A 20,819-nucleotide genomic window follows, 5' to 3' on the forward strand; every position below is an offset into this window, starting at 1 on the left:
GAGGTCGGCCGCGAATTGTGGAACTGGCTCGCCGAAGGCGCCACCATCTATGTCTGCGGCGACGCCAAGCGGATGGCCAAGGATGTCGAGCGTGCGCTGGTCGATATCGTCGCGCAATTTGGCGCGCGGACGACCGACGAGGCGGTGCTCTTTGTCGGGGACCTCAAGAAGAAGGGACGATTCCAGCTCGATGTCTACTGATCGGGTTCCAGTTGGTTCAAATCGGGCCGAATAATCTTCTCGCATGAATCCTTTCCGGAGAAGTTTTGACTCCGATCGGGCCCTCACGGAGCTTTCATATCGCTATTTGCAGGGTTATCTTGCGCCCGGCCGCCAAGCGTATTCCAATGCCAACGATGGGGCGTTGGAGATCCACCATGCGCGAACTATCGGCGGAAGCCCGCCTGCATCTTTATGCGCGTTCCCTGTCCCGGCGAACGGGAAACGGGTTCCATGCGGCTGCGCTGTACGGCGCCTTCGCGCTCATTGCGGCGGTGGTGTTCGGCTCGCTGTCGGTTCACCCGTTCTGATCGGGATCTCGCTAATTCGCCTTCCTGATGAAGGGCGCCACCTCGATGCCCGCGTCCTTCAACGCCTGCCGCACGCCGCGCGCGATATCGACGGCGCCCGGCGTGTCGCCGTGGATGCAAACGGTGTCGGTGCGCATCTTGATTACCTTGCCCGTGACTGAAACCACCGCGCCGTCCTGCACCATCCGCGCTACGCGGTCCGCGATCTCCTTGGCGTCGTGCAGCACCGCGCCGGGCTTGCGGCGCGACACCAGCGAGCCGTCGTCTTCGTAGGCGCGATCGGCGAACACTTCGTGGACCATCGGCAGGTTGGCGACTTCGCCGGCCTGCACCAGCTTCGAATTGGCGAGCACCACGAAGACCAGATTGGGGTCGACCGCCCTGATCGCGGAGGCAATCGCCCTGGCGGTCATGTCATCCTCGCAGGCGACGTTCGACAGCGCACCGTGCGCCTTGACATGGGTGACCTTGTGACCGGCCGCTGTCGCGATCGCCTGCAGCGCGCCGATCTGATAGGCGACGAGGTTTTCGATTTCGGAAGCCTTCATGCCGGGAAAGGGCCGGCGGCCGAAGCCATGCAGGTCGCGGTAGCCAGGATGGGCGCCAATCGAGACGCCGCGCGCCTTCGCAAGCTCGACCGTCTTGCGCATGATGTCGGCGTCGCCGGCATGATAACCGCAGGCAATGTTGACGGAGGTAGCGAGCTCGATCATGGCGGCGTCGTTGCCCATCTCCCAGGGTCCGAAACTTTCGCCGAGATCGCAGTTGAGATCGATGGTGGTCATGTCTGTCCTCTTGCGCGCGTGGATCTTCCGTCAGTCTCTTCCATCTAGCGCCAGAGCATCCGCAGACTGCGCTTGCCATGTTCTGGCGTCGATGGCGCTGACGGCGCTGCCAGCGACATTAGCATCCCTGAGCGCCTCGATGTTGAGATCGAAAGTCTCGATGGCTCTGAGCCGGTCGGGCAGGGTGCGGAGCAATTTGGCAAAATTCCGCGCCTCGCCTTGCGCCTCCGCCATGCTGACGGCCTTGAACCGAAATCCCTTGCCGGCGGGAATCTGCGCGAACCGTCCGAGATCGGCCGTGATCAGGGTGGCGATCTTGGGATAGCCGCCGCTGGTGCCGCGGTCCGGCATCAGCACGATGGGCGCGCCGTTGCCGGGCACCTGGATGCTGCCGTTCACGGTGCCGTCGGAGACGATGTTGTGGCCGTGCAGATGTCTTATCACGGGGCCTTCGAGCCGGTAGCCCATGCGATCGCTGGTCGCCGATATCTTCCACTCGCTATCGAAAAACAGGTTCTTGGCTTCGTCGCCGAATTCGTCGTCCTGCGGACCCAGCACCACGCGGATCGGGCCTTCCGCGATGGCCGGAAGCTCGATCCGGCGCTCCGCGGCAGCGCTTGCAGCACGGGTCTGCAATTCATCGCCGGCCTGAAGCGGACGCGGGTAGGGGCTGCCGAGACCGGCGCGAGCATTGACCGCGAGGCTGCCGAACATGGACTCGCCCGTAATCCCGCCTTCGATCGCGAGATAGCTGAACGCGCCGCCGCGGGCAAAACCCAGGGTCAGGGTTTCGCCGTCCGCCAGCGTCGTCGAACTATCCCATGCAATGGCGCGGCTGGCGATGTCGGCGCTGCGCGGCGCTCCCGACAACGCGACACGCACAGCACCTTCGCGCGCGGTTAGGGCGGCGCCGAACGGACCGATCTCGATCGCGGCGTCGAAAGCGCCGTTTCCGACCAGCGTGTTGGCTGCCGCGAGCGCGAGCGGGTCCATCGCGCCGCTCGGCGTCAGACCGTAGCGCTGCGCGCCGTGGCGGCCGCCGTCCTGCACCGAGCTCGCCGGCCCAATGGTGGAAACGACGAGCTTGCTCATGACGCCATCAACTCGGCGACGATCTCGCCGCCCGCCGCGGCGCGATCCTGCTCGGCAAAGGTCCTGGCGTCGACTTGCGAAAATTTCACGCGGTCGCCGGGCTCCAGCAGGAAAATGGGGTTGCGATGCAGTTGATAGGTCCTCACCGCGGTCCGTCCCAACAGATGCCAGCCGCTCGGACCGGCCAGACATTGGACGCCGGTTTGCACCCCGCCGATCGAGATCGTGCCGGCCGGCGTCAACAGCCGCGGATCTTGCCGGCGCGGCATATGCAGGAATTTCTCGAGTCCGCTGAGATAGGACCAGCCCGGCGTGAACCCGATCATGGCCACGCGGTAGTCGCCGGCGACATGGCGCGCCACGATATCATCCGCGGTGGTCTTGAGTGCCTTGGCGACATCTTCGAGATCGATGCCATGCTCGCCGCCGTAGACCACTGGGATGCGCCAGCGCCGCGTTTTGGCCGTCGGCGGAGCCGGAAGTTGCGCAAGCGCGACAAGTTTAGCGCCCAGCGTGTCGAAATCGATCCGCACGGGGTCATAATGCACCAGCAGGGATCGATAGGTCGGGACCGTTTCGGTGACTCCTGCGACCGGGTCATTCGCCAGCGTACGGTCGAGCGCCAGCACCCGCTGGTTTGCGGCATCGTCGATGTTGTGGCTGAATTCGACCGTGATGGCGCTGTCGCCACTTGGCAGAATACGGGGCGGGGAGAGCGTCGCGGCCATGCCACGCCACACTAGCCGAACTTGCTTCGAAGTGGAATTCGTCTCAAAGCAAATGGGCCTGCAAGTTCAATAAATTAATCGGCATCGCGGCGATAAATTCGGCTGATGTCGCGATTGCAGGGCAGCCCCCTCAGCCACGACCCGGCAACGCCCCTTGACGCGATGCCCGCGCCCCGCAAGATGCGCCGGCCCAACTAATCCCTTAGCGGAGTTCCGTTTTCGATGTCCCTGACCCCCGAAGCGATCAAGACGCTGTCCGGTGTGACCACCGCTACCATCACCACGGTCCTGCTCAAAAAGGGCCTGCGAAACGTCTGGATGCGGGGCGCGCGACCGCTGCGGCCGGGACAGAAACGGCTGGTCGGGTCGGCCTTCACGCTCCGCTTCGTGCCTGCGCGCGAGGATCTGGCGACGCCGGAATCCTGGTCGTCGCCGATATCGACGAGGACCGCGATCGAGGCCATGCCGGAAGGCTGTATCGCCGTGGTCGACGCCATGGGCATCACCGACGCCGGCATCTTCGGCGACATTCTGTGCGCGCGCATGGTCAAACGCGGCGTGGCCGCGCTTGTCACCGACGGCGTGGTGCGCGATCTCGAAGGCGTGCTGGGCACCAATCTACCGGTGTGGTGTGACGGTTACGCGGCGCCGCCTTCGGTCGCCGGGCTGACCTTCGTCGGCTGGGGCGAGCCGATCGGCTGCGGCGGCGTGGCGATCTTTCCGAACGACGTCATCGTCGCCGATCAGGACGGCGCCGTGGTAATCCCTCAGGCCTTCCTCGATCTGGTTCTCGCCGAAGGCGCCGAGCAGGAGCGCATGGAAGCCTGGATCGTCGACGAGGTGAAGGCCGGTGCCGTGCTGCCGGGGCTCTATCCTATGAATGCCGAGACCAAGGCGCGCTACGCGGCGTCGAAGAAATAATCGGGACGCCAGCAAACAGCGTCCGTCACCGCAGGAGGAACTCCATGGATATCCATCTCGCCGGTTCGCGGCCGACCCGCCGGGCACCCAAGGAATATTTCACCGGCACGGTCTGGCAGGATCCGATCATCGCCACCGAAGCCCCGGCGCGCGTTGCGTCGAACCGCGTCTCCTTCGAGCCTGGCGCGCGGACGAACTGGCATACCCACCCGCTGGGCCAGACGCTGTATGTCGTCGCGGGCGTCGGCCGGGTCCAGACCAAGGGAGGTCCGATACTCGAGATCCGGCCGGGCGACGTCGTGTGGATTCCGCCGGGCGAAAAGCATTGGCATGGCGCCTCGCCGGCCAATGGCATGACCCACATCGCGATGCAGGAAGCGCTGGACGGAAGTTATGTGACCTGGATGGAGCCGGTGACCGACGCGGAATATTCGGCAAAGGTCGCCGGTTGAAAGCCGGCTGCTAGTTCACCCGGCTCCAGGTCTGGCCGCCGCAGAACATGCCGCCGAAGGCGCACCCCTGAACGCGAAGCGTATCTGGTCCCTTCAGCGCGATCGTCGAATCATAGGTGCTGCCGCTGTTGGGGTCGAGAATTCGCCCGCTCCATCTGGAGTCTTTTCCGGGCTTCATGTTGATCAGAACCTGTTCGCCGTTCTGGTTCGATTTCGAGTCCACCGAATAGCCGCAGAGGTTGGCGCCGCATTGCTCGATTCTGACCTTGCCTTCCTTCTCTTCGGTCAGCCACATGCCGAGCGGCGAATTGGCCTGCTGAACCGCGGGCGCTGGGGGCTTTGGAGCGGGCGCGGTCGTCGCGACCACCTCGGGAGCAGCGGGTTTGGCGACGGGCGCGGCGTCCGGCTGCAGTTGCGGCGCGGGGGCGCCGGCCGCTGGCTGCGCTGCCGGAGCTTGCGTCGAAGCCGCGGTATCCGTGGGCGCGACGGTTGCCGTGGCTGTTGAAGGCATGGGCTGGGCGTTCGCGGGCGCGGGCTGTTCGGTCGCGGCAGGTTCCGGAGCGGGGGCTTGCGGGTCGACCTTGGCCTGCTGCGGCGCCTGTTTGCGCGGGCGGTCGCTGTCCTGCGAGCGCTTGGGTCGCCGTCCGGTGTTGTCATAGACGCCCGGGATCGACACCGTGCCGCGGTCAGGATCGATGCGAATGGTCCGTCCGCCATATTCGAAGCTGTACTGAGCCTGCGCAGCGGTGCTCGCCAGCAGAAACGCGGCGAGAGCAACAAGCTTTTTCATCATGACCTCCTGAGCAGGTGGAATCCCAGTCCCGACCCTACGCTTCGGCAATTCCGAGCAACGTGACCTACATCACTTTCAAAGTATGAGTCGTCAATCAGCGGCTTTGGTTCAATATCTTTGCGGACCAGTCTAATTTAGCACGGTAGAGGCGGTCAATTTCCGAGAACAACCGGTAGTGCCAGAGATTTCCTGGGTTGCTCGACGCTGCAAATTTTAAATCAGGGAGTTACCGGAAGGGCGCGCCATTCGGCTGCCGTGTCATTCAAACCAGACGGCATAGATCTTCTTAAAACTGCCGTCCTCGATCGCGATGTGCAGCCACTGATCGACGAAGGCCTTCAGTGCAAGGTCGCGCTGCATCCAATAGGCCTTCTCGGCGAAGTCGAACGGCCTTTCCGGATGCACCGCGCAGAGCACGCCGGGATGAAGTTTCTGCTGGTATCGCGTCTCCGAGGCATCCGTCATCATCAGATCGGCGTCGCCTTTGGCGATTTCGTCGAAGATCGTGACGTTGTCGTTCCAGGTCTTGATTTCGGCGGTCTTGATGTTGGCCCTGGCAAATCGCTCATTGGTGCCTCCGGGATTGACGATGACGCGCGTGCCGGGCCTGTCGATATCGGCGAGGGTCTGGTATTTGCCGGCATCGCTGCAGCGCGCGATTGGCGTCTTGCCCTCGAGCATGATGGGCGTCGAGAACAGACCTTTCTTCTGCCAGTCCAGCGTGATCGAGACGCCGCCCATTGCGATATCGAAATTGTCGGCTTCGAAATCCTTCATCAATTGCGGCCACGCCGTGTGGACATAGTCGACCTTGACGCCGAGCGCCTTGCCGAGCGCCTCGGCCATGTCGACGTCGAATCCCCGGAATTTCGACGTCTCCTTGTCCAGCGAGCTGAACGGCAGATAGTCGCCGGTCAGGCCGACGCGCAAGCTGCCGCGCTTGATGATATCGTCGAGCCGGGAGGCTTGCTGGGCATGGGCGGAAGCCGTCATCAGCAAGAAGACCACGGCGAGAGACGACAGAACTCGAACCATCTATTTCCTCCGGAAGGACGCCGGCCACTCCTGAATCCGGTGACCATCGCGCCCCCGCAGCATATCGTTGCGCGGTCCGGTTTCAAAACCAGGCGCCGGGCGAATGCAAAGCTCGTTGCGAATTGTGGGGATCGACTGCTAGTTCAATCCGGCAGTTTCAGGCTTGACGCGGGGAAGAGGAACACAACGTTGACCATTTCAATGCACCAGGCGTCGGTTGAAGTCTTCACACAATTTCTTGGCAGCCTTTCCGACCTTCTCGACCGTGCCGCCGCTTACGCCGAAGCGAAAGAGATCGATCCCTCTGTGCTGCTCGACGCGCAGCTTTATCCCAACATGTACAGCCTCACGCGGCAGGTGGGGGAGGCCAATCGGCATGCGCTTCTTGCCTGTGCCCTGTTGGCCGGCGTTGAGGCGCCGGTATTTCCGGATATCGAGCCCGACATTCCCGAACTGAAGGCACGCATCGCAACCGTGGTCGCGTTCATGCGGAGCCTGCAACCCGCCGACATCAACGGTACTGAAATCAAGCGGGTGATTTTCACGTTCAGAAGCGGCTCGACGCGGGAGTTTACCGGCCTGTCTCTGTTGCTGACGTTCAGCGTGCCGCAGTTCTTTTTTCACGTCACGACGGCCTACGACATCTTGCGCCATTGCGGCGTCGATCTCGTCAAGAAGGATTTTTTGGGAACGCCGAGCCGGTCCTTGGCGTGAGCCAAGCTAGACCTCGCCGTCCTTGCGGACGAGATTCGCGGCCGCGCTGCGCCCGGCCATTTCGTTTCTGAGCGCCTCGAAGCGCCGTCGCGCTTCGCTCTCGCGCTCGTCAACGAACTTCACCGCGGCATCCGCCGACATCGGCCCGGTGACCAAGGGCGCGGTGGTTTCGCCGATCGTCTCGTCGACATAATAGTAGCCGTCTTCCGCGCGCCGGACCGTCCATTTGAAACGGATGGCCGCCATCGGGCCCGGACCGACCCTGGAATAGCCCTCCGCGGAGCCCCGCTCGGGGGCGATAGGCGTGTCGTCAGCCGGCGGCATTTCCGGCCCGCCGTGGGATTCCGGGTGATCGAGGATGCTGGCGATGGCTGCCAGCGCATTATCGGTCGGGTCGCTTTGAGTCAAAATTCCTGCCCCCAAGAATTGCGCAACTAAACAGGGCAAAGCCCACAGTTGGCGCCGGGTTCCATCCCTCGCTCCCGAATGAGGCTGAGTTTTGTCGGTTCAGGCGCAAATCGGAGGCAATTTGGCCTTCCACGGGCGTTCCCGTTCGAGCTGGGCCGCCAGGCGTAGTAAGGTTGCCTCGTCGCCGAAGCGCGCCGCGAACATCATGCCGAGCGGCAATCCGGCCCTGTTCCACGCTAGCGGCACCGACATCGCCGGCTGACCGGACATGTTGAACATGGAGGTCGCCGGCATATAGCGCCTCAAGACGGGCCCGATATGCGACAGATCCTGCGCCATGGTATTGAGCTCGCCGACCCGCAACGGAGGCGAGCAAAGCGTCGGGCACAGCAACACGTCGCAGGTCTCGAAGAATGCCGCGAGCGCGCGCGAGATCTGGAAGGCGGCAAGTTGTGCCGCCACATAGTCGGTCGCCGTCGCCTTTTGCCCGTTGTAGGCGCTTGCCAGCGTCAATATCTCGAAATCGCGCTCCGTCATGGCGCGGCCGAAACGCGCCTCCGCTATCCGAACATTCAGCGCGGTGTTGGCGGACACGATGGTCGACATCACCGCGGCCGGATCGGCGGCCAGCGCAGGCGCGCGCTCCTCGACATGATGGCCAAATCCGGAGAGCAGCGCCGCGATCTCCCGCGTCGCTGCTGCGATTTCGGGATCGATGGCATCGCCATAAGGCGACTTGTCGGTAAAGGCGATGCGCAGGCGACCGGGATCGCGGCCGACCTCCTCGAGGTACGGCCGCGCCGGCGGCGGCGCAACATAGGGACTCGACGGCTCGGGGCCCTGGACAGCGTCGAGCATCGCCGCACTGTCGCGCACGCTGATGCTCACGACGTGGCCGCAGGAAAACCCGCTCCAGCCTTCGCCGCGATCCGGACCGAGCGGATTGCGGGCGCGGGTCGGCTTCAATCCGAAAACGCCGGAAGCGGACGCCGGAATCCGTATCGAGCCGCCGCCGTCACTGGCATGCGCGACCGGAAGAATCCGTGCCGCGACGGCTGCGGCCGCGCCGCCGGACGAACCACCTGAGGAGTGCGCGAGATTCCAGGGATTTCGGGTCGGACCATGCAGGCGCGACTCCGTGGTCGGCATCAAGCCGAATTCGGGGCTGGCGCTCTTGCCGAAGATCGTCACGCCGGCCCTGAGGAAGCGCCCGGCCAGGGTGCCGGTGTGGTCGGCGACGTCATCCTTGTAGATGCTGGCGCCGAAGGTCGTCCGTGTGCCCTCGAGAATATCGAGATCTTTCAACAGAAACGGCACGCCGGTGAAGGGGCCGTCCGCCAGTCCCTTGTCGATCTGCCGCTCCGCATAGTCGTAATGCTTGACGACCACAGCATTGATCTGTGGATCGACCTTGGCGGTGCGGGCGATCGCCTCGTCCAGTAGTTCCTTTGGACTGACTTGCCTCTTGCGGACGAGTTCGGCGAGCCCGATTCCGTCATAACTGCCGTATTCTTTGAAGGCCATATCGGTACTGCTGCCCCTGAAGCCACGAAGCCGGCGAAGTTAACGGTGATAGCCTCAAAGAGCGATCAGCCGAGTACGTCCTGGTTGATGACGTTCTGCCGGATCGGCTCGCCATCGAGCGCGCTCAGGATGTTGCGTGCGGTCTGCACGCTCATCCGGTCCACCGCCTCCCGCGTGACGCCCGCAACGTGCGGGGCCATGATGACATTGGGAAGCTCGAACAGCGAATGGCCCGACGGCGGCGGCTCGTGTTCGAACACGTCGAGGCCCGCGCCGGCGAGTTTGCCCGACACCAGCGCCGCATAGAGCGGCTTCTCCTCGACGATGCCGCCGCGCGCGGTATTGATAAGATAGGCCGTGGGTTTCATGCGCTGCAACCGCGCCGCATTGAACATCCCGACCGTCTCCGGCGTCTTCGGGCAGTGGATACTGACGAAATCGGCTCGCGGCAGCGCCGTGTCGAGATCGCCGACCGGCTCGCAGCCCGCCGTCTTGATCTCGGCGGCAGGCTTGTAGGGATCGTAGATCAGAACGTTCATTTCCATGGCAAGGCAGCGCTTGGCGGTGCGGGTGCCGATACGGCCGAAGCCGATGATCAGCACCGTCTTGCCGAAGAGATCATAGGGCAGCATGCCCAGGCGGTGAGCCCATTTGCCGTCCTTGACGATGGAATGCATTTCCACCGCCCGCTTGGCCAGTGTCAGCATCATGAACAACGCCTGCTCGGCGACCGACGGCGAATTGGCGGTGCCCGCTACCATCAACGGGACCTTGCGGCGGCTCAGGGCAGGGACATCGACGGCGTCGTATCCGACGCCGATCCGGGTCACCACCTTCATGTCCCCGGATGCCTCAAGCTCGGGCTCGCCGAAGCGGGTTGCGCCGAGCGCCACGCCATGGACCGGCGCCTGCTCCCGCAGCATGGTCTCAAAGTCTTTGGCTGATATCATGTTGGGGAATTCGACGAGTTCGATGTCGTCCCGCTCCTTCAATAGATCCCGTCCTTGCTGCGACATCGATTCAGTGACGAATATTTTCTTCTTGTTGGTGGCCATTCCCCGTCCCGCCCAGCTCGTGGCTTTTCTTGTTGTGCGGCCGTCAAAGGACGACGCCGGTGCCCTCATTTAGCAGGTGCATATTGTTGAGGTCTACTGCCAATCGAAGCGGGCCGCCGTCGCGGGCGCCGGCATTGGGATTGACCCGCCCGCAGACTTCGACCTCTTCGAGCATGAAGTAAATCAGCGTCTCCATCCCCATCGGTTCGGTGACGTCCAGCACCGTGTCGAAGTTTTCGACCCCAGGCTCCTTATGCTGCTTCGCTTCGGTGATATGCTCCGGCCGCAGGCCCAGCAGCAATTTCTCGTTTCGCGGAACCGTCTGATAGCGCGCCGCGCGAGCCGGCGGCAGCGGGAAAGCGATCCGGTCGGTCAACCGTATGTTCAGGCTGCCGCCGGCCTCCTCCAGCCGGCAGGGTATGAAATTCATCGCCGGCGAGCCGATGAAGCCGGCGACAAAGCGCGTTGCCGGGTGGTGATAGAGCTCGTTGGGCGTGCCGATCTGCTCGATGCGGCCGTGGTTCATCACCACGACCCGGTCGGCAAGCGTCATCGCCTCGACCTGATCGTGGGTAACGTAAACGGTGGTGGTGCGCACTTTCTGATGCACCTTCTTGATTTCGATCCTCATCTGGACCCGAAGCTTGGCGTCGAGATTGGAGAGCGGTTCATCGAACAGGAACACTTTCGGATTGCGCACGATGGCGCGCCCCATCGCCACGCGCTGGCGCTGGCCGCCGGAAAGCTGTTTCGGTTTGCGGTCGATCAGATCGGTGATGTCGAGCATGCGCGCGGCTTCGGTGACCCGGCTCTTGATCTCGGCCTTCGGATAGTGCTTCAGCCGCAGGCCGAACGACATGTTTTCCGCGACTGTCATGTGCGGGTACAGCGCGTAGTTCTGGAACACCATCGCGATATCGCGGTCCTTCGGCGGCACGTCGTTGACCACGTCGCCGCCGATCATGATGTCGCCATCGGTGATGTCCTCGAGGCCGGCGATCATCCGCAGCGTGGTCGACTTGCCGCAGCCCGACGGGCCCACCAGCACGACAAACTCATGGTCGGCGATGTCGAGATCGATGCCGCGCACCGCCTCGACGTCGTCATAGCGCTTGATAACCTTACGCAACGTGACGTCAGCCATGAGCATCAACCCTTTGTAGCGCCGGCGGTCAGCCCGGCAATGTAGTAGTCCATCAGGAACGCGTAGATGATGAGCGGCGGGGCGGCGCCCAGCAGGGCGCCGGTCATGATCTGCCCCCAGTTGAAGACGTCGCCCTTGATCAGGGAGGTGATGATGCCCACCGGCAGCACCAGCTGGTCGGTCGAGGTCGTGAACACCAGCGGATACAGGAATTGCGCCCATGAGACCGTGAACGCGAAAATGGTCGCGGCGATCAGACCGGGCATCGCGACCGGAATGAAGATCCGCGTCAGGGTCTGGAACCACGAGGCGCCGTCGATGATGGCGGCCTCATCGAGTTCCTTCGGGATCGAGGCGAAATAGCCGATCATGATCCAGGTGCAGAACGGCACGGTCAGCGTTGGATAAACGAACAGCAGCACGTACCATCTGTTGATGAGCTGGATGCCGGTCCAGTCGCCGAATACCGCGAACATCTTGAACAGCGGCAGAAACAACAGGGAGTCCGGAATGAGATAGGTCAGGAATACGCCGGTGGCGAGCGTCGCCGAGCCCCAGAACCGCATGCGGGACAATGCGAAGGCCGCGGGGATGCTGATCAGCATTGTAATCGTCACCACGAAGATCGAAACGAAGGCCGAGTTCCGGAAGAACGTCAGAAACTGGTTCGATGACAGCAATTCGACGTAATTCGAAAGCGTCGGATGGAATACCCACCAGGGATTGGTTGCCGCCGAAATCTCCGCGCTGCTCTTCAGCGAAGTAATCAGCATGTAAATTGGCGGCACCAGCGAGAACACCGCAAACAGCGTCAGGAAGAAGTACGACCATCGCAGCGCCCAGGTCCGGTCGCGGCTCATGCTGCCATATTTGACGGCGCGGGTCGGCGCGGCCTTGTCGATTACGATTGTGCTGGTCATCAGGCTTCGTTCCCGCGTTTGTTGATGTCGCGCAGGATGAACACCGCCGCGATCGCCAGGATTGGGAACATGAACAGCGAGACGCTGGCGCCGAGCGGAATGTCGCCGCCCTCGATGCCGACACGGAATGCCCAGGTCGCAAAGATATGCGTGTGGTCAAGCGGGCCGCCTGACGTCAGGATGCGGACGATATCGAAATTGGCAAAGGTCACGATCAGCGAGAACAGCGTGGTGATCGCGATGATGTTGCGCATCATCGGCAGCGTCACGTACCAGATGCGCTGCCACCAATTGGCGCCGTCGATCGCCGCGGCCTCATAGAGTTGCTCGGGCACGGACTTCAGCGAAGCCAGATACATGATCATGAAGAACGGCGCGCCATACCAGATGTTCACCAGAATGACCGAGAAACGGGCCCAGGAGGCGTCGCCGGTCCAGGGAATCGGCCCGATGCCGAAAAACGAAAGGGTGTAGTTGAAAGCACTGTACGACGGATCGAACAGCCACAGCCACGCCAGCGTGCTCATCGCCGGCGGAATGACCCAGGGCACCAGGAGCATCCCGCGCCACTTGCGCTGGCCCTTGACGGGGATGTTGTGGACGAAATGCGCGACAATGAAACCGATCAGCGCCTTGAATACCACGGCCGTGATCGCGAAGATGCAGGACTGCTTCACGACCAGCCAAAACGTTTCGCGTTTGAACAGGAACTCAAAATTGCCGAAGCCGACAAAGCGCTGCATCGACTTGTTGAGTGTTGCCAAATGCAGCGAATAGAACGCCGGATAGATCACCATAATCGAGATCAGCAGGATCAGCGGCAGCGTCATGAGGAAGGCTGCGGTCGACTTCCGCTTGAGTGCGGTTCGCAGACTTGCACGTTTTCGCTTGGCTCGCGTTTCGGGAACGCTGTTGGGCTGAAGCGCGAAATCGACCATGATGCATCTTCCTCGTGCGTTTCAGAGGAGCCGGATATCCGGCATGTTTTCGGATGTATCAGCGGGCAGCCGGCATCTCGTCCGGCTGCCTATCGTGTTGACGCAACGCGTCATTGCGGATGCGCGCCGCGGCGGGCTGCGGCCAGAAAGGCCGTCGCGGCGAGATCCTCAACGTCAGCTCCGCATGAAGCCTTCGAGTTCGCCTTCCGCCCAGGCCAGCGTCTTCTCCATGGCTTCGCCCTGGTAGAAACGCACGCACATCTTGGTCAGCGTCGCCTGGGTGTAGATCTGCTGGGCGACCTTCGGCGGCGCCGGCGATGCCGAGATCGACAACTTCTGGTGGTTGTACGGGTTGGGGTAGTGGAACAACGTGCCCTTCGGCGGTCCTTCCTCGGCCCATACCTTCAGGGTGGTGAGCTTCTCGAACGCCGGCAGGTCGTAGCCGCCGCTCGCCACCACCATTTTCTCGATCGAAGCAGGCTGCGACAAATGCGTCAGCAGGCTTTTTGCCGCTTCCTTGTTCTTGGAGAAGTTCCAGACGCTCCAGAAATAGGGCAGGAACGGTGCAAAGCGGCCTTTTGGTCCCACCGGGAAGCCGTGGGTCCAGCATTGCTCGGCGACTTGCGGGGCGTCACGCTTGGCAACCGCCCAGGCACTGGGCGGATTCATGATCAGTGCGCCCTTGCCTGAAACCAGCCACTTGTTGTTGGAGGCATCATCCCATGCCGGCGCATCGGGCGGCAGGAATGCCATCAGCTTCTTGTAGTATTCCAGGACCTGCCGCACGTTGTCGTTCTTGACGGTGACGTTGCCCTTGGCATCGACAACCTCGGCTCCAAAGGCCAGGAAGAACGCGCCGACGGTATCGACGGAGTCGCTGGTTTCACCGAGACCGATGCCGAAGGGCACGCCGCCCTTGTGGCAGGCTTCGGCGGCCTTGAGAAACGTATCGGTGGTCCAGTTATCCGCCTTGGGCGCGCTGCCCGCCGGATACATCTCCTGGACATCGATATTGGCGAATTTTTTCATCAGGTCGATGCGGGAGCAGGGGCCCTTGATCTGACTGCCGACACAGGCGGGAACGCCGAGCCATTTGTCGCCCAGCTTGCCGAGATACTGCACCGTGCCGTTGACGGCGCCGTTCTGCTGGATCAGCGGCTCCATGATATCGTTGACGGGCTCGAGCAGGTCGGACTGCGCGTGCGGCCACCAGGTCGGCATCGCGAGAATGTCATGGCCGGACTTGGCCTGAGCCTCGGCGGCGATCGTTATCTCGTTCTTCTTGCCCTGGCTCGTAATGTAGTCGATGGAAACCTCGACCTTCTCCTTGGCGGCCCATTCGTTGACCAGATCCGTGGAGGCCTTGTTGGCGCCGGGAACCCAGTGGTCCCAGAAGCCCATCGTCAGTTTGCCGGCCGCATACGCGCCCCGGACATAGGGCGCGGTGATCATCGCAGCGGACGTTAGTGCGGTGGCAGCTACGAATTGTCGTCGAGACAGCTTTCTCCGTGACATGGCGTTCCCTCTCTGCTGAGCCAAAATGTTTTGGTTTTTCCCCCGTCTTGCGACACGCGAAGCCGACGCTGCGTGATGGCGCGGAAGTTTTGTGTTGCGGGATCAGAGCAGAATTGCCGGCATCTGTCGAGAAACCAGCCGGCTCGAAGCTCTAGAACTAACGTTGTGCCCCAACGAGCCGTGGCGTCGGTTCCGCGATCCAGCCGCTCGTGGGCTATCTGCATATTGCGGCGCACACATTGCTGTCAGGCATCGCATGAAGTCGGTGCGCAATACCGTCGCAGTCCTGTTTCAGTTTCGCTTAACTGGCTATTGCAGCAATACTTTCCTGATCGCGGCGAAGGCGGGCAACGGTGGACTCGCGTGGTACGAAAACGATAGTGTCGGGATCCGATGGCGGGATTCTCATCGCCTGTTTTCGAAAGCTCCGGCAGGAGATCAAGATTGACCATGGAGACTAAATAAATGACCAGCCCGACATCGACGGCGCGAGCGCGTTCGACACGGCGCCTTGCGTTTGGGGCCGTTGTCGTCATGCTTTTTGGCGCGCCTTCCGCGGTAGATGCGCAGGTGGTTCAAGGCGTTCAGCAGGGGGCACAGGCCGGCAACAGGGCTGCCGGACCGGTGGGCGGCGTGCTCGGCGGCGCGATCGGCGGCGTGGTCGGTGTCTTCACTGGCGTGCTTGGGGTGGGGAGGAACGGGCAGGCCGCGCCTGCGACAAATAGCGCAGCCGGGACCAAGCAGGGCGGCGCTTCGAAAACGGCGAAGGCCGGCAAGGGCGGCAAGGGAGCCAAGCAGGCGACTGTGCTGACCCAGGAGCAAGGCGAGCCGCAGCTGACCGCCGAACAGATCGTCGCCAACAGCGACGCGAATATCGACCGGATCAAGGCCGAACTTGGCCTTACGCCCGAGCAGGAAAAGCACTGGGCCGGCTTCAGTAGCGCGATGCATTATCTCGGCCACAATGGCGCCGACCGTCTCAACTTGCGGATTGCGCGCGCCAAGCGCGACCCTCCCGACGACATCGTCGAGCAGATGCGTAACGAAGCGCAGTTCCTCAACGACCGTGCGGTGGACCAGCGCAACGTCGCCGACGCGGCCGAGCCGCTGTTCGCCAGCCTCAACGACAAGCAGAAGCAGGTCTTTATCGAGGAAATGGTCCGCTTGAGTCATGAGCGCGGACTGGACTAGGCGCGAAATCCGCCAAGCCATGACGCAGCTTTGCGCGCCCACCGGTGGCGAGCGGCCGCGAATAGTCGGGTACATGTGCCCTGGGGTAGGTGGAAGGCACTGCACCCGACTATCCTGCCGCAGCGGCGCGGCCCTTCTATTCCTCACGCAAAATTGAGGAAACGCTGTCCGCTTCGTGCCCGAGTGATGGCGGGCTGATGGCCTCTTCGGGAATTGGGGCCGTTGCACGCAAAATCCGTGAACAACCCTGACCACTGTGTTCTTTGGAGCACAATCCGGACGCACGGCTGACATCGCCAGGACGGCGTAAGCGTTAGACGAGCACTTAGGGACGTTGAACGCCCGCGCTGCCAGCTCAAAGCGATTCGGACGGCAGTTCGCCGTCCAAACCGAAGCGCAACGGCGGCACGAGGCCTTACGCCTTCGGGAAATTCAGCTCCACGCCGACACCGTCGGGATCGTAGAGAAAGAACTGGGTATCGCCGGTGCGCGGCACGATGCTCTCGCGAAATTTCACGCCCCTCGATTGCAGGCGCTTGCGCACGCCTTCGACATCGGTCGCGGCAAAAGCGATATGGTCGAGACGGCCGGTATCCTCATATTTCTTCTCGGTGCCGCGCACCACGATGCCGTCGCGCGGCTTGCGCGTGCCCATCAAGTGTACCGTGGCGACGCCGCCGGAATAGAGCCAGTAACCTGGGAAATCGAGCGGCGGACGTTCGCCGTTCTCCAGCCCCAGCACGTCGCAATAGAAATCCTTGGTCTTCTCCAGATCGGAGGGCTCGATGGTGAAATGTTGCAGAACGCCAAGCGGCATAGGTCTTCTCCTCAGACGAAGGTGAGATCGGCATCGGCGCCCATCATCCAAGCGCCGACGGTTTCAAAATGGCTGAGCCGGCCCTGCAGCTGCTGGGTCACGGTGTGGATATCGCGGAAGCGGCGCTCCAGCGGGTGGTTCTCGAAAATCGCGGTAGCGCCCGCGGCATTGTAAGCGAAGTCGACCGCCTCGCGCGCCTTGTGAATGGCGTGGGTCGCAGCAAGGCGCATCGTGATGCGCTGCTCGACCGTGATGACGGCTCCGGCGCAGAGGTGCTGCCAGATGTCGGCCATCGACTGCAGGACGTAACATCGCGCGGCCCGGAGATTGACCTCGGCCTGGGCCAGATTGGACTGCACCACGGCATTTTCGCGCAGCGCATTCTTCGCACCCCGCGGCACTTTGCGGGTGATCTCAAGAAAGTTGTCGATCGCGCCGCGGGCAATGCCGCAGGCGACGCCGGCGAAGCCGACCTGATAGCAGGTGCCGTTGCCCATCCGATAGAGCGGACCGTTTTCGCGGCACTCCCGGTCGAATTCGCGGGTGATCGAATGGTCGGATCGGACGAAGAAATCCTCGAGCGCGAACTGATCGCTGGCGGTGCCGCGCAGCCCGACCGTGTTCCAGATGTCGGTCCATACGACGTCTGTGTTGCGCACCAGCATGGTGCGCTCTTGCTGGACGCCGGTGGCGTCAAGCCTCGGCGAGCCGTCGGCCTGGTAGATTGGACAGTGAGCGCCAAGCCAGGTCGCATGGCGGCCACCCGAGGCGAAGGACCACACCCCCGTGACCTTGTAGCCGCCTTCACACTCGATCGCCTTGACCTTCGGCCCGGGACCCCAGGCAAGCACGGCCCGCGGATCGCTGCCGAAAATCGCGCGCGCGACCGGCAAATCGAGATAGGCCGCCGACATGGCGCAGCCGCCGGCCTGGCTGAGACACCACGCCGTCGAGGCATCGGCGCGCGCGATGGTCTCGATGACGTGGAAGAAGGTGAGGGGATCGGTCTCGATCCCGTTCGACGAGCGCGGCAGCAGGAGCCGGAACAGGCCCGCCTCGTGCAATTTGTCGAGCAGCGCCGGCGTCAGCCGGCGCGTGCTCTCGATCTCGTTCGAAGCGCCCGCCACCGCGGTGCGCACCGCTTCGGCACGCGCAATGAGGGCCCGGTCGCCGGCGAGATCGGCGGAAGTCGCGATCAACGTAGCCAAGGTTACGCCTGCCGCATTGAGGCCGTGGCTGCGGGCAGATCAGCCGTGAAGGCCAACTCCCTGTCGATCTGTTCGATCGACTTGCCCCTGGTCTCGATGCCGAGGAAATAATACACCGCTCCGGCCATCAGGAACCAGCAGCCGAGATAGACGAAGGCAAGCGGTATCTGCGGTAACGGCACGTCCGGCTTGAGGTAGTTGCCGGAGCCGACGATCATGGCGAGCCCGACCGGCCCGATGATCTTGCCGATGCCGCCGAACCCATAAGCGGAACCCATGCCTGTAGTTCTGAGATGCGAGGGCCAGATTTCCGCCGCATAGGGTCCGACAATGGCGAAGCCCCCATCGGCGAAAAAGTAGGTGACGGCCAGGATCAACCAGAACGCCGATACGCCCATGATCATGGAATCGTAATTGTAGCCCGCCACGATCGTCAGGACGCCGGCCCCGAACCCCAACAGGCCGCCGGCGTTGCGCCGCCCCATCAGTTCGGAGAAGAAGGCGAAGGAGAGGCGACCGATGAAGCCGAAGATGGTCAAGAGGATCATCATTTTTGCGGCTTCCTGCGGCGTCACCTTGAGCAGCAGCACGAACAGCGACGGCACCCAAAGCGTGATGCCGTAGACGCCGGTCTGGGCGCCGGCATTGCCGAGCCAGGAAACGATCAGGCTGCGCGGATATTTGAAGAGGTCGAGCCAGTTGCTCTTGACGATCGGACCGGCATCCGCGGCCGTCGGCAACGGCAGCGCAGAGGGTTCCATCTGCAGCGCCCAGGCAAGCGACTGGCGTGCTTCGTCGTAGCGGCCCTGACGGCAAAGCCAACGGGGCGACTCCGGTACCCAGAGGCGGACCAGCAGCACCAGCAACGCCGGCAACACGCCGATCGCAAACAGCAACCGCCAGTCGCCGCTGCCGATGGAGGCGCCGAGCACCGCGCCCAGCCCGGTTCCCAGCGGGATCACGCAGGTGACGAGGCCGCCGACCCAGCCTCGCTTGGAGGAAGGCATGAACTCCTGCACCAGCGGCAGGTCGACGCAATAGAGCCCGCCGACGCCCAGGCCGACGAAGAAGCGCATCACGGAGAGATAGATCCAGCCATTGTCCGGTGTGAAATACAGGAGGCCGGTGGCGATGGAGAAATTGAGCACAGTGCCGATGAAGACCTTGCGGCGGCCGATGCGGTCGGCAAGCCAGCCCCAGGCATAGGCGCCCATGATGGCGCCGATGCCGGAACTCATCAGCACGGTAGCCGATTGGCCGAAGGTGAGTTTCCACGGCCCGATCAGGAAAGCGAGCACGAAGCCGATCAGGAAGTAATCGAAGAATTCAAGCGCGTCGCCGATAATCGCTGCGGCGAGGATTTTGATCTGGTTGCCGGACAGACTCGTACGTCGATCGAGTATCTCGAACATGGCATTTCCCCTTGGCGCATGTTCTTTTGTTTCAGCAGCGAGCGTCGCGCCTACCCATCGCCGGTGTCAGGATGCTACGCCGTCGAAGCTGCGAACGGAAGAGCGTGAATTTCAAATCGCGGCGAACACCCGAAGCGATCCACCGCAGATTGTACGGATTGATGGTTCACGCTGAATTGGTGCACCCCCGCCGCTACCGCCCAACCAAATGGTGCAAGGCGGCGAGACCGATTCTAATTTGTTTAGGGATTTGCGCTAGGCTTGCGGCCTCCGCGACGCGAGCAAGGCCGAAGCATATGGAAGAAAGACGAAAACATCCGCGGACCGAAATCAACGAGCCCGGCTACGTGTCGTCGGGCGGTTCCGTGATCAGCTGCGTGGTCTGCAATATCTCGGTCGAAGGCGCGGCCATCGAGGTTCCGAACCCGGCGTTTGTTCCCTCGCGCTTCCGCCTGGTGCTGGCAAAGGATTCCTCGGTCCGCGAATGCCGCATCGCCTGGATCCAGAAAAACCGTATCGGCGTCAGTTTCGCTGCGGTGCCGCAAGAGCTGCGCCTTCCGACGACGGATGATGAGCTTATCGTTTCGGCAGCGATCTGATCTTCTGGTCAGTTCCTCGAACGACATCGCGCCCGTGAGCTTTTCGCCATTGACGAAGAAGGTCGGCGTCGCGCCTCGACGGCCGCGAAATATTTCCCGGCATCGTTACCGGCGATGCAGCGGGCCAGCATCGAGGCGGCCGCGGCCTTGACGTCGAGCGGGAATTCCCGAAACACGAACCGCACCTGCCGGTGTCGACGTATTTCGACTTCAGCATCGGGAAAACGTTTTGTTCGAATGGCGCGCTCGAAAAGACGCCGCTAGCAACGGCGGGCCGCAAGGGCCCGCCCCGCAACAAAGCCAAGACAACGCGAACCGTTAGACCCAGCCGGCGCCGAGGTCGATGCCGGACGCCACCAGGCAGAGCGACACCACCAGCCCAACGCAGCAAAACAATGCGACCGGCATGGGTGAATGGTCGTCGGTGCGCGCGGCGCCAATCGAACGCATCGAAACGACAGAAATCATGCTCATGGAAACCCCCGTTATTGGCCCTGAAATGCATCGGGCCCGAGAGCTTTTAGTCGCAAAATGTTTATGGCTGATTGAGACGCATCGTTAATTGAATCTCGCCGGCTGTACCCCGGCACCGGCAATGGACCGAAATCAATCCCGTGAGGTGTTGAGCACGGTAGCGATGACCGAGGCGGTCATGGCGGCCCGATCGGATACGCGTTGCGCTTCCAGCCGTTCCCTGGCCCGCTCCTCGATCAGCATGTCGATAAGGGCCAGCCGCTTTTTCTCGTCGACCGCTTCGGCAAGCAATTGCCGATAGCGGTGGTAGTCAAATCCGTCATCCTGATTACGCATCTCACGCCCCCGCGCGCACTATGGACAGTTTCGCAACCGGCGGCCGCGGGCAATAGACTCGGACGAGCCGTGCACAGGAAAGGTGGTTGGCGATCGTTTTTGGAAGAACGAGAGGCGAGACGCGGGGCGTTATCTCCATTGATCGGTCTTAGGCGGATCCTTTTTGGACTCATCAGTCTTGGACTGATCAGTCTTGGGTTGACCCGTCTTGGGCCGCGCCGCTTCCTG

The 20,819-nt window shown here is 62.6% G+C and carries 23 protein-coding genes and 2 pseudogenes; 7 read left to right on the plus strand and 18 right to left on the minus strand.

The genetic code is table 11. The features are described 5' to 3' along the window. Both QZ213_RS07985 and QZ213_RS07990 read left to right on the plus strand, forming a co-directional pair. Positions 1 to 201 (plus strand): annotated as a pseudogene (locus QZ213_RS07985) (sulfite reductase subunit alpha); the annotation flags it as partial. Positions 202 to 377: 176 nt separating this feature from the next. Next, on the plus strand, positions 378 to 530 hold the full coding sequence (locus QZ213_RS07990; RefSeq protein WP_291685524.1) for a hypothetical protein: 153 nt from the start codon (positions 378 to 380) through the stop codon (positions 528 to 530). An 11-nt stretch (positions 531 to 541) separates the two neighbouring features. On the opposite strand, the gene QZ213_RS07995 is transcribed toward QZ213_RS07990, so the two are convergent. The 3 genes from QZ213_RS07995 to pxpB are packed head-to-tail and all read right to left on the minus strand — an operon-like array spanning position 542 to position 3,135. Continuing rightward, complete coding sequence (locus QZ213_RS07995; protein ID WP_291685525.1) at positions 542 to 1,315, minus strand: 5-oxoprolinase subunit PxpA; 774 nt, start codon at positions 1,313 to 1,315, stop codon at positions 542 to 544. Between the two features lie 30 nt (positions 1,316 to 1,345). Then, positions 1,346 to 2,407: a biotin-dependent carboxyltransferase family protein gene (locus QZ213_RS08000; RefSeq protein WP_291685526.1), complete on the minus strand. Its 1,062-nt coding sequence runs from the start codon at positions 2,405 to 2,407 to the stop codon at positions 1,346 to 1,348. Further along, entirely contained in the window at positions 2,404 to 3,135 is a 732-nt protein-coding gene (gene pxpB, locus QZ213_RS08005) for a 5-oxoprolinase subunit PxpB (RefSeq protein WP_291685527.1), read from the minus strand. Before pxpB ends, QZ213_RS08000 begins: the two co-directional genes overlap by 4 nt. 222 nt (positions 3,136 to 3,357) lie before the next feature. Between pxpB and QZ213_RS08010 the strand changes: the two genes are divergently transcribed. Both QZ213_RS08010 and QZ213_RS08015 read left to right on the plus strand, forming a co-directional pair. After that, complete coding sequence (locus QZ213_RS08010) at positions 3,358 to 4,056, plus strand: ribonuclease activity regulator RraA (protein WP_291685528.1); 699 nt, start codon at positions 3,358 to 3,360, stop codon at positions 4,054 to 4,056. Positions 4,057 to 4,100: 44 nt separating this feature from the next. After that, positions 4,101 to 4,508, plus strand: a complete 408-nt coding sequence (locus tag QZ213_RS08015; protein ID WP_291685529.1) for a cupin domain-containing protein — start codon at positions 4,101 to 4,103, stop codon at positions 4,506 to 4,508. 10 nt (positions 4,509 to 4,518) lie between these two features. Here QZ213_RS08015 and QZ213_RS08020 read toward each other — a convergent pair whose 3' ends face one another. Beyond that, complete coding sequence (locus QZ213_RS08020; RefSeq protein WP_291685530.1) at positions 4,519 to 5,298, minus strand: DUF2147 domain-containing protein; 780 nt, start codon at positions 5,296 to 5,298, stop codon at positions 4,519 to 4,521. Positions 5,299 to 5,559: 261 nt separating this feature from the next. Next, positions 5,560 to 6,336, minus strand: coding sequence for a transporter substrate-binding domain-containing protein (locus tag QZ213_RS08025; protein WP_291685531.1), 777 nt, complete (start codon positions 6,334 to 6,336; stop codon positions 5,560 to 5,562). Positions 6,337 to 6,375: 39 nt separating this feature from the next. Between QZ213_RS08025 and QZ213_RS08030 the strand changes: the two genes are divergently transcribed. After that, the gene (locus tag QZ213_RS08030; protein ID WP_365885052.1) at positions 6,376 to 7,050 is read left to right on the plus strand and encodes a DUF1993 domain-containing protein; all 675 of its coding nucleotides are present in this window, start codon (positions 6,376 to 6,378) and stop codon (positions 7,048 to 7,050) included. 6 nt (positions 7,051 to 7,056) lie between these two features. Here the strand turns inward: QZ213_RS08030 and QZ213_RS08035 are convergent, their stop codons facing one another. The 7 genes from QZ213_RS08035 to QZ213_RS08065 form a co-directional block, all read right to left on the minus strand. Then, positions 7,057 to 7,458, minus strand: a complete 402-nt coding sequence (locus QZ213_RS08035; RefSeq protein WP_291685532.1) for a hypothetical protein — start codon at positions 7,456 to 7,458, stop codon at positions 7,057 to 7,059. 99 nt (positions 7,459 to 7,557) lie between these two features. After that, complete coding sequence (locus tag QZ213_RS08040; RefSeq protein WP_291685533.1) at positions 7,558 to 8,982, minus strand: amidase; 1,425 nt, start codon at positions 8,980 to 8,982, stop codon at positions 7,558 to 7,560. Positions 8,983 to 9,047: 65 nt separating this feature from the next. Further along, entirely contained in the window at positions 9,048 to 10,037 is a 990-nt protein-coding gene (locus tag QZ213_RS08045) for a hydroxyacid dehydrogenase (protein ID WP_291685534.1), read from the minus strand. 43 nt (positions 10,038 to 10,080) lie between these two features. Then, positions 10,081 to 11,181, minus strand: coding sequence for a sn-glycerol-3-phosphate ABC transporter ATP-binding protein UgpC (gene ugpC, locus QZ213_RS08050; protein ID WP_291685535.1), 1,101 nt, complete (start codon positions 11,179 to 11,181; stop codon positions 10,081 to 10,083). Positions 11,182 to 11,186: 5 nt separating this feature from the next. Continuing rightward, positions 11,187 to 12,101: a carbohydrate ABC transporter permease gene (locus tag QZ213_RS08055; RefSeq protein WP_291685536.1), complete on the minus strand. Its 915-nt coding sequence runs from the start codon at positions 12,099 to 12,101 to the stop codon at positions 11,187 to 11,189. Then, positions 12,101 to 13,039 carry a sugar ABC transporter permease gene (locus tag QZ213_RS08060; protein WP_291685537.1) on the minus strand — a complete coding sequence of 313 codons (939 nt, stop codon included), beginning with the start codon at positions 13,037 to 13,039 and terminating at the stop codon, positions 12,101 to 12,103. The genes QZ213_RS08055 and QZ213_RS08060 overlap by 1 nt, the downstream gene beginning before the upstream one ends. A 174-nt stretch (positions 13,040 to 13,213) precedes the next feature. After that, positions 13,214 to 14,554: an extracellular solute-binding protein gene (locus QZ213_RS08065; protein WP_291685538.1), complete on the minus strand. Its 1,341-nt coding sequence runs from the start codon at positions 14,552 to 14,554 to the stop codon at positions 13,214 to 13,216. 465 nt (positions 14,555 to 15,019) lie between these two features. On the opposite strand from QZ213_RS08065, the gene QZ213_RS08070 reads away from it, so the two are divergent. Further along, positions 15,020 to 15,745 (plus strand): Spy/CpxP family protein refolding chaperone, encoded by a 726-nt coding sequence (locus QZ213_RS08070; protein WP_291685539.1) that lies wholly within the window; start codon positions 15,020 to 15,022, stop codon positions 15,743 to 15,745. A 415-nt stretch (positions 15,746 to 16,160) separates the two neighbouring features. Here QZ213_RS08070 and QZ213_RS08075 read toward each other — a convergent pair whose 3' ends face one another. The 3 genes from QZ213_RS08075 to QZ213_RS08085 are packed head-to-tail and all read right to left on the minus strand — an operon-like array spanning position 16,161 to position 19,182. Continuing rightward, positions 16,161 to 16,562 carry a VOC family protein gene (locus tag QZ213_RS08075; RefSeq protein WP_291685540.1) on the minus strand — a complete coding sequence of 134 codons (402 nt, stop codon included), beginning with the start codon at positions 16,560 to 16,562 and terminating at the stop codon, positions 16,161 to 16,163. An 11-nt stretch (positions 16,563 to 16,573) separates the two neighbouring features. Further along, positions 16,574 to 17,770 carry an acyl-CoA dehydrogenase family protein gene (locus QZ213_RS08080; RefSeq protein ID WP_291685541.1) on the minus strand — a complete coding sequence of 399 codons (1,197 nt, stop codon included), beginning with the start codon at positions 17,768 to 17,770 and terminating at the stop codon, positions 16,574 to 16,576. A 2-nt stretch (positions 17,771 to 17,772) separates the two neighbouring features. Further along, positions 17,773 to 19,182 carry an MFS transporter gene (locus QZ213_RS08085; protein ID WP_291685542.1) on the minus strand — a complete coding sequence of 470 codons (1,410 nt, stop codon included), beginning with the start codon at positions 19,180 to 19,182 and terminating at the stop codon, positions 17,773 to 17,775. Between the two features lie 104 nt (positions 19,183 to 19,286). On the opposite strand from QZ213_RS08085, the gene QZ213_RS08090 reads away from it, so the two are divergent. Then, positions 19,287 to 19,781: a PilZ domain-containing protein gene (locus tag QZ213_RS08090; RefSeq protein WP_291685543.1), complete on the plus strand. Its 495-nt coding sequence runs from the start codon at positions 19,287 to 19,289 to the stop codon at positions 19,779 to 19,781. Positions 19,782 to 19,864: 83 nt separating this feature from the next. Here QZ213_RS08090 and QZ213_RS08095 read toward each other — a convergent pair. From QZ213_RS08095 to QZ213_RS08105, 3 genes and pseudogenes are all read right to left on the minus strand, one after another. Further along, a pseudogene (locus tag QZ213_RS08095) lies at positions 19,865 to 20,025 on the minus strand (thioredoxin domain-containing protein); the annotation flags it as partial. Positions 20,026 to 20,099: 74 nt separating this feature from the next. Further along, positions 20,100 to 20,255, minus strand: a complete 156-nt coding sequence (locus QZ213_RS08100) for a hypothetical protein (RefSeq protein WP_291685544.1) — start codon at positions 20,253 to 20,255, stop codon at positions 20,100 to 20,102. 132 nt (positions 20,256 to 20,387) lie between these two features. Then, a complete protein-coding gene (locus tag QZ213_RS08105) occupies positions 20,388 to 20,591 on the minus strand; it encodes a hypothetical protein (RefSeq protein ID WP_291685545.1) in 204 nt (67 codons plus the stop codon). Between the last annotated feature and the right edge of the window lie 228 nt (positions 20,592 to 20,819).

The sequence above is a fragment of the Bradyrhizobium sp. genome (assembly GCF_017881085.1).
In the GTDB taxonomy this organism is placed as follows: domain Bacteria; phylum Pseudomonadota; class Alphaproteobacteria; order Rhizobiales; family Xanthobacteraceae; genus Bradyrhizobium.